Raw genomic sequence first — 7,959 nt, forward strand, 5'->3', positions numbered from 1 at the left:
TGCGGCCCCTCATCAGCCGGTCACTGAGCAGTCTGCGAGGCGGTGGGGACAGGTCCGGGGCGACTCAGCCCGGGTCCGCGGACAGTGCCTCGTCGGGCGTCAGCGCGCTGCCGCGCCGGTACGCGGTCCGACAGGCGTCCTCGTCGAGGTGCTCCCGTACCGCCGCCGTGATCCGGTCGACGTCGCCCCGTTCGGCGGGGGGAAGCGGCATGCCGACGGAGTCCCTGGCGGCGTGCGCCGCGCCGAGCAGCACGGCGGCGTACTCGTGGCGGCCCGCGAGGGCGTGAGCTCCCGCCAGGCCTTCCAGGGCCAGCGCCATGGCCCGGGCGTCGCCCGTGTTGCGGGCCGAAGTCCAGCCGTCCAGGTGCAGGCGCAGCGCCTGGTCCGCGTCGCCCCGCTGCTCGGCGACGAAGCCGAGTTCGGCCAGCACCAGCGCGCGGCCGGGTTCGAAGGACATCTTGGACTGCCACCGCAACACGTGCCGCATATGGGCTTCGGCGGTGTCGAGCCGTCCTTCGCGGCGAGCGCCGAGGCCGAGTCCCACCTCGGCATGGATCTCCCCGGGCTTGAAGCTGTGCTCGGCGGCGAGGCGCATCGCCCGCTGGTGGAACTCCCGTGCCCTGGCGTGGTCTCCGGTGAGCATGGCGGTGCTGCCCAGGCTGGTCAGCCGGTCGGCGGCCTCCGGCCACAGCCCGAGGTCCTCGGCCATGCGCAGCCCCTCCTGGTGCAGCTGCGCCGCGCGTTCGTAGTCGCCTGCCATCTCCTCCAGCGAGGCGAGCGGTTCGACGGTCTGCAACTGCCCCCAGCCGTCGGCGAGTTCGGCGAAGAGCTCCGCACTGCGCCGCCCGTCCTGCGCGAGCCGGGCCAGATCGCCGCGTACATGTGCCTGGTTGGCCCGTACGCTCAGCGCCGCGGCAGTTCCCCAGGTGTCACCGAGGGCCTGGAACCCCGCCAGTGCCTGCTCGATGAGTTCCTCACTGGTGGCCTGGTCACCGACGCCGAACAAGGCGAATCCGAGGAACCACTGGGCCCTGGCCCGCTCCCGCCGGTCCGTGATGTCCCGGCACAGCTCCACGGCGACCCTGCTGTGCTGCGTCCGCTCGGTGCCGTCGCCGACCAGCACGGCGAACCCCGCCTGCCACGCCTGGGCCTGGGCCCGCAGGGACGCCACGGCCTCCGGGTTCCGGGCGGCCCCGGTCTGCCCCGCTGCGGCGAGCGCCGCCTCCAGCGACCGGCCCGCCTCCCGCAACCGGCCCCGCAGGAACCAGTACCAGGTCAGCGCGTTGACCAGCCTGAGGGCGTCCTCGTCGGCACCGTGCCGGCCCGCGTCGTCGAGCGCCCGGCGCACGTTGGCAGCCTCCGCGTCCAGGAGGCGCAGCCTGCGCCGCTGGTCGGGGCCGTGCATCAGCGGCGCGGTGCGCTCGGCCAGCTCGGTGTAGTAACGACGGTGACGCCGGAGCACGTTCTGGCTCTCGCCCGCCTCGTCCAGGCGGGCCAAGCCGTACTCCGCGACGGATTCGAGGAGCCGGTAGCGCGGTTCGTCGCCGCTGTCGACCATGACGACCAGCGAGCGGTCCACCAGGCGGGCCAGCAGGTCCAGGACGTCGTCGGGATCCACCCCTTCCCCGGTGCAGATGGCCTCCGCCGCCTCCAGGGTGCACCCCTCGGCGTGGACGGCGAGACGGCGCAGCACTGTGCGCTCGGGACCGGTCAGCAGGTCCCAGCTCCAGTCGATCATCGCCCGGAGCGTCTGCTGCCGGGGCGGAGCACCCCGGTACCCGCCGGCGAGGAGCCGGAAGCGGTCGTCGAGCCGCCTGACCAGCCCCCGGACGCCGAGCGCCCGCACCCGGGTGGCGGCCAGTTCGAGCGCCAGAGGAATCCCGTCGAGCCGACGGCAGATCACCGACACGTCCCTGGCGTTGCCCGCGTCGAGCGTGAAGCCGGGTGCCGCGGCGGCAGCTCTGGCGACGAACAGCTCGACGGCACTGGAACGTGCCACGTCGTCAAGTCCCGGCTCGCGGGCCGGATCGGGCACCTCCAGCGGCGGCACGGCCCACACCACCTCGCCGAGAATCCCGAACGGCTCCTGGCTGGTGGCGAGGAGCCGCAGGCCGGGAGCCCGCTTCAGCAGCAGCGTCGCCAGATCGGCGACCGCGTCGACGATGTGCTCGCAGTTGTCGAGGAGCAGCAGGAGCCGCTTGTCGCCGAGAGCCTCGGCGAGACTCTCGGCGGGTGAGGAGGGTCCATGCGCGCCGGGCGACACGGGCCCCGAAGCCTCCCGGATACCGAGCGCCGTCATAACGGCCTCCGCCACCGGGTCCACCGCGTTCGCACTGCCGGTACGGCCCAGCGCGGCGAGCTCGACCAGCCATGCGCCGTCGCGGAAGCCGGCGGCGAGCTGGGCCGCCGTCTCCAGCGCGAGCCGGGTCTTGCCGACGCCGCCGGAGCCGGTCAGCGTCACGTGCCGCGCGCTGCCGAACAGGCCCTTCACCTCGGCCACCGCGCCCTGTCGGCCGACCAGATCGGTCAGCGGAGCGGGCAGGTTCGTGGCGGGACGAGACGGGGTCGCAGCGGTGGAGGGGACGCTCAGCCCGGCGTCCTGCTCCAGCATCGCCTGGTGCAGAGCCGTGAGTTCGGGGCCGGGGTCCAGGCCCAGCTCGTCGGCGAGCCGGGTCCGCAGTTCCTGGTAGCCGGCCAGTGCCTCGCCCGCACGGCCGGAGGCGTAGAGCGCGCGCATCTGGAGACCGCGCAACCGCTCGCGCAGCGGGTGGCGCACGACGAGCTCGTGCAGCTCTCCCGCCACGTCGAGGTGTTCGCCCAGTTCGATGCGGGCCTCGGCGAGCGCTTCGAGCGCGGTGAGACGGGCCTCTTCGAGGCGGGTGATGACCGGACGGGCGAACGCGGCGTCCTCGAAACCGGAGAAGGCCGTGCCCCGCCACAGCGCCAGCCCGTCGGACAGGAGTGCCGCGCGGGTGCGGGCCGATTCGGCGGCCCGGGCGCGCGCCGTCAGAACCCCGAACCGGTCCATGTCGACGCTCTCGGGTTCCGTACTCAGCAGATACCCGTCGTCGCGCAGCGTCAGCAGATCGCGGCCGCCCGCCTCCGCGTCCTCGAACACCTTCCGCAGCTGCCAGACCTTGGTCTGCAGCGCGGCGGCGGGATTGCCCGGGAGCTCCCCCTCGCCCCACAGCTCGTCGACGAGTCTGTCCGCGGACGCCGGGTGCCCGTCGTGCGACAGCAGCGCGGCCAGCAGCGCTCGGGTCTTGACTCCGGGCACGGTGACCGGACTGCCGTCAGCCCTCCAGACAGCCAATGGCCCCAATACCCCGAATCGCATGGGCGCCACGCTAACGCAGCGCGTGACCTGCCGGGAGTTGACCGTGAGCGGGTGGTGAGCGGGTCGAGAGTGACCCGCCGCAGTCTGGGACACGTCCACCACCGTCGGCGGTATGCCGACCCGGCGCAGGAGCATCCGATGTCCGACAACAGCCGTCTGCGGTTGGCGATCATCATCGGCAGTACGCGCCGGGGTCGCTTCGGTCCCACCGTGGCCCGGTGGTTCACCGGTCAGGCCCGCCGGCGCAGGGACCTCGACGTCGATCTGATCGACCTGGCGGAGGCGAAGCTGCCCGACACGCTCGGTGACGAGTGCGAGGAGCTGCCCCGGCCCGTGGCGGAGCTGGCTCCGCGCCTCGCCGCAGCGGACGCCTTCGTCGTGGTGACCCCGGAGTACAACCGGAGCTTTCCCGCTCCGCTCAAGACCGCCATCGACTGGTACCTGGACGAGTGGAAGGCCAAACCGGTCGCGTTCCTGTCCTACGGCGGGCCGTCCGGCGGGCTGCACGCCACCGAGCAGCTGCGCAGCGCCTTCACCGAGGTGCACGCGGTCGCGATCCGTGACGGCATCAGCATCCCCAACTACTGGGACGAGTTCGACGCCGACGGCCACTGGCCCAAGACATCCGCACGCTTCACGGCGTCCGTCAAGGCGACGCTCGACCAACTCACCTGGTGGGCGCGGGTGCTGCATGACGCCCGGGACGTGCGCCCGTACGAAACCTGACCCCTCTGGGTGCCGTCGAGGCCCCACACCCGTCCCCCGTCCCCCTGCCCCGGACCACCAGGGCGCAGACGATTCACGAACCTTGGAGGGTTCCCCATGACGACAGAAACTCAGGCCTCCGCGGACCTGAGGGCCGGGCCACGGGAGTGGCTCGGGCTCTTCGTGCTCACGCTTCCCACCATCCTGCTGGCCCTTGACGCGACGGTGCTGAACCTGGCGGTTCCCCACATCAGCGCGGATCTCGAGCCCAGCAGCACCGAACTGCTGTGGACGGTCGACATCTACGGCTTCATGATCGCCGGTTTCCTGGTGACCATGGGCACGCTGGGCGACCGCATCGGCCGCCGCCGGCTGCTGATGATCGGGGCGCTCGGCTTCGGGCTCGCGTCGATCCTCGCCGCGAAGTCCACCAGCCCGGAGATGCTGATCATCGCCCGCGCGCTGCTCGGTATCACCGGCGCCACACTGATGCCGTCGACGCTGGCCCTGATCAGCAACATGTTCAAGGACCCCCTTCAGCGCGGCGTGGCCATCAGCGTGTGGGTGACCTGCTTCTCCGTCGGTATCGCAGTCGGCCCGGTCCTGGGCGGTGCGCTGCTGGAGTGGTTCTGGTGGGGTTCGGTGTTCCTGCTGGCCGTGCCGGTCATGGTGGTGCTCCTGGTGGCGACGCCGCTGCTGCTCCCCGAGTACAAGGACACGGAGGCGGGCCGTATCGACCTGGCCAGCGTGGGACTGTCCCTGGTCGCGGTGCTTCCGACGATCTACGGGATCAAGCGCGCGGCCGAGCACGGCGCGGACGTCCTTGCGGTCGGGACGATCCTGGCCGGTGTGGTCTTCGGCGTGGTGTTCGTACTGCGACAGCGCAAGCTGGCCGATCCGCTGATGGACCTGCGGCTGTTCGCGAACCGGGCGTTCACGGTCGCGCTGCTGGTGCTGCTGCTCGGCCTCGGCCTGATGGGCGGGCTGTACCTGTTCATCACGCAGTACCTCCAGCTGGTGGAGGGCCTGACTCCGATCAAGGCGGGGCTGTGGCTGCTGCCCGCGGCCGTGGCACTGATCGTGGCCTCCTCGCTGACGCCCGCGCTCGCCCGCAGGGTGCGGCCCGGATATCTCGTCGGCGGCGCGCTGTTCATCTCGGTGCTGGGCTACGCCCTGATCAGCCAGGTCGACAGCACCGACGGGCTGCCGCTGCTGGTGACCGGCTTCGTGCTCATCTACACCGGCATCAGCCCGATGATGGTCCTCGGCACGGACCTGGTCGTCGGCTCGGCGCCGCCGGAGAAGGCCGGTTCGGCCGCGGCGATGTCGGAGACGGCCATGGAGTTCGGCATCGCGCTGGGCATCGCCGGCCTGGGCAGTGTCGTCACCGCCGTGTACCGGGACGAGATCAACGGTGCCCTTCCGCAGGACGTCCCGGAGTCGGTCGCGAGCACCGTGCGCGAGACGCTCGCCGGTGCCGACTCGCTGTCCGACACGGTGGGCACCGAGGTCATCGAGCAGGCCAGGGAGGCGTTCACCAACGGGCTGAACCTCGCGAGCGGTATCGCGGGCGCCATCGTGGCGGCGCTGGCCGTCGGCGCGATCGTGCTGCTGCGTCACCTCCCGGCAGGCGGTGCCGAGGACGAGGGCGCCGGTGAGGCGGCCCCTGTGGCAGAACCTGCCACTGCCGGTGACGGCCGCTGAGGCACGGCGCGAAGATGGTCTCGGGGCGGCCCGGTCGAGTCGATCGACCGGGCCGCCCCGCGCGTGTGTGGGCCCGGGTCCGTGTGTCTGGGCCCCGGGCCGGGCGTGTGGGAGCCGCGGCGTGCGGACCCCGGTCCCCGTGGCGCGTGCCGGGTTCGCACACGGACAACAGGCCGACGGCGCCGGTTCGGGCGGTAAGGCTCTTCGCGGACCCAGCGTTCCGGCGCGTTGTTGTGCCCATCGACCGAGCGACGACTCGGCCGACGGCACACGGCACCGGCCAACGCCCCGCCCCACGACGCCGCCCGCCGGCAACCGTCCCGGCGGGTACGACAACGGCCTCCGGCCGGGCGGTGGACACCGCTCGGCCGGAGGCCGTGATCGACGGACGGGTCATGCGGCCGCGGCGGGCTGCTCCTCCGGTATGGGGCGGTCGATGGCCATGAGCCACTTGCCGTCCTCGCCGCGTCGCAGGACGTCGGTGCAGGTGCCGCGCAGCTCCTGGCGCTCACCGTCCGGCCCCGGCACCTCCATCTCGTAGTCCACGACGATGAGTTGGACGTCTCCGGCCGTGTACGAGTGGCGCAGCGTCGCCTTCAGCGATGGCTTCTGCGCGAGCAACTCCGTGATCTTCGCCTTGCGCGCGGCGCCGGTCAGGGGCGCGCCCGACAGGTTCGAGATCGCGTCGTCGCGGTACAGCCGGTCGAAGACGGCCCCGTCGTACGAGTTGAAGGCGATGAGGAAGACCTCGTTCTGCTGGTCGGGGTCAGCGGTGAGTTCCAGGGCGTTCAGATCGATACCGGTGCTCATGACGGTCCCTCTCTTGTGGGCAGGTCTGCTGGTCGAGTTGTTGTCACGGGAGTTGCGGCTGCCGCCGCCCGGCGGCGGGCGGCTCGTGCCTTGTGCTTGGCACGCGCGCTCCGCTCGGTGAGCCACCACTCCGCGACCAGGAGGGTGGTGACCCACCCGGGCCAGTCGGCGTTGCCGACCAGGTTGTGGACCCATGCCTCCTGCACAGCTGGGTCGTTCGAGGAGGGGGCCGGCAGGACGGTGGCTTCCAGCAGCCAGGCGTAGACACGGTTCAGCGGGATCGCCATGGTCGCGGCGAAGCTGCGGATCATCCACCGGCGGTGGTCGGCCCATCTGCGCTGCCGGGCGGTGCGGTACCCCGCGATCGTGAAGACCAGCCACAGCACCGACAGCATGACGCTGCTCATGCGCATCGTCAGGCCGTTGGGGCTGGTGGCACCGACCACGAGTCCCAGTGCGCCGGCCGGGAGAGCCCCCGCGAAGACGTACAGCCGGCCGCTGACACGGTGCACCGCGGGGTGTGCCTGCCGAAGCCAGGGCCAGACCTGGAGACAGCAGGTGACGATGGCCACCGTCCCGAACAGGATGTGCGCCACCAGCAGGGGGTAGTGGAGCGTGAAGTCGCCCGGCTGCTGCACACGGGACCGGTCGGGGTCGAAGGTGAGGTAGCGGGGCAGCGACAGTACGAGGAAGACCGCGCACACCGTCGCGAGCGGGCCGATCCAGGGACGCTGCCACCACGGCCGCGCGGTGGACCCGTTTCGGCCGGACCCTTCCGTGTCCGGTGTTGATGAGGACGGTAAGTCGGCGGTTTTCACCACCGATTCACCCGGCTATTTCGTTCCGCGGATCTCCGTAGGGATCGTCGATGGCATAGCGCCAATTGCCGTCGGCGCCGCGACGCAGAACGTCGGTCGCGAGACCGCCGAATGACTCCCTCGTTCCGCCCTCGCCGTCGACCTCCATCCTCCAGTCGACAGACAGCAGAGCGGTGTCACTCGTGACGTGCGACTCCCTGATTTTCGCGCTCAATTCGGGGCGCAGCTTGAGGAATTCCGCGAGATTCGCCCTGCGCGTCTCCCCGCTCAGCGGCTTTCCGGGCTCCCAGACGGACACCGCTTCCTCGATGTAGAGCTGGTTGATGGCGTCGGCGTCGCCCGCGTTGAACGTGCGCACGTAGTACGCGAGGTGCTCTTCCACCCCGCCCGCGTGGACGACGGCACCGGATTTCCCTGCCATGACTGGAACCTCCTGTGGAACAAGATTGCTTGTGGCTTTCCAGGACTCCTCGGCATGTCGTCGAGCAAATCCGGGGCCAACCTAGCCGGGGCCTCTCATCGGGAGGTAACAGGACGTCCACAAGGCCGCCTCAGCGGCCGGGTTATCGGCACGTTACCGCTCAC

At 71.2% G+C, this 7,959-nt stretch carries 6 protein-coding genes; 2 read left to right on the plus strand and 4 right to left on the minus strand.

All coding sequences use genetic code 11. The features are described from left to right. Positions 1-64: 64 nt before the first annotated feature. On the minus strand, positions 65-3,337 hold the full coding sequence (locus tag ACH4YL_RS03390; protein WP_398504316.1) for an AfsR/SARP family transcriptional regulator: 3,273 nt from the start codon (positions 3,335-3,337) through the stop codon (positions 65-67). 138 nt (positions 3,338-3,475) lie between these two features. Here ACH4YL_RS03390 and ACH4YL_RS03395 point away from each other — a divergent pair, with 138 nt between their 5' ends. Further along, a complete protein-coding gene (locus ACH4YL_RS03395) occupies positions 3,476-4,063 on the plus strand; it encodes an NADPH-dependent FMN reductase (RefSeq protein WP_398504317.1) in 588 nt (195 codons plus the stop codon). Between the two features lie 96 nt (positions 4,064-4,159). Beyond that, positions 4,160-5,746: an MFS transporter gene (locus ACH4YL_RS03400; RefSeq protein ID WP_398504319.1), complete on the plus strand. Its 1,587-nt coding sequence runs from the start codon at positions 4,160-4,162 to the stop codon at positions 5,744-5,746. 393 nt (positions 5,747-6,139) lie between these two features. Here ACH4YL_RS03400 and ACH4YL_RS03405 read toward each other — a convergent pair whose 3' ends face one another. The 3 genes from ACH4YL_RS03405 to ACH4YL_RS03415 form a co-directional block, all read right to left on the minus strand. Then, positions 6,140-6,556 carry a YybH family protein gene (locus tag ACH4YL_RS03405; protein WP_398504321.1) on the minus strand — a complete coding sequence of 139 codons (417 nt, stop codon included), beginning with the start codon at positions 6,554-6,556 and terminating at the stop codon, positions 6,140-6,142. Continuing rightward, a complete protein-coding gene (locus ACH4YL_RS03410; RefSeq protein ID WP_398504323.1) occupies positions 6,553-7,260 on the minus strand; it encodes a DUF2306 domain-containing protein in 708 nt (235 codons plus the stop codon). The genes ACH4YL_RS03405 and ACH4YL_RS03410 overlap by 4 nt, the downstream gene beginning before the upstream one ends. Positions 7,261-7,381: 121 nt before the next feature. Further along, entirely contained in the window at positions 7,382-7,795 is a 414-nt protein-coding gene (locus ACH4YL_RS03415; protein WP_398504325.1) for a YybH family protein, read from the minus strand. Positions 7,796-7,959 lie beyond the last annotated feature (164 nt).

Origin of the sequence: Streptomyces sp. NPDC020681, from assembly GCF_044334895.1 — a bacterium.
In the GTDB taxonomy this organism is placed as follows: domain Bacteria; phylum Actinomycetota; class Actinomycetes; order Streptomycetales; family Streptomycetaceae; genus Streptomyces.

Bases quoted from the DNA above. Each gene is read 5' to 3' on its own strand.
- ACH4YL_RS03400 (WP_398504319.1), top strand. From the start codon at position 4,160: ATGACGACAGAAACTCAGGCCTCCGCGGACCTGAGGGCCGGGCCACGG.
- ACH4YL_RS03390 (WP_398504316.1), bottom strand. From the start codon at position 3,337: ATGCGATTCGGGGTATTGGGGCCATTGGCTGTCTGGAGGGCTGACGGC.
- ACH4YL_RS03405 (WP_398504321.1), bottom strand. From the start codon at position 6,556: ATGAGCACCGGTATCGATCTGAACGCCCTGGAACTCACCGCTGACCCC.
- ACH4YL_RS03395 (WP_398504317.1), top strand. From the start codon at position 3,476: ATGTCCGACAACAGCCGTCTGCGGTTGGCGATCATCATCGGCAGTACG.
- ACH4YL_RS03415 (WP_398504325.1), bottom strand. From the start codon at position 7,795: ATGGCAGGGAAATCCGGTGCCGTCGTCCACGCGGGCGGGGTGGAAGAG.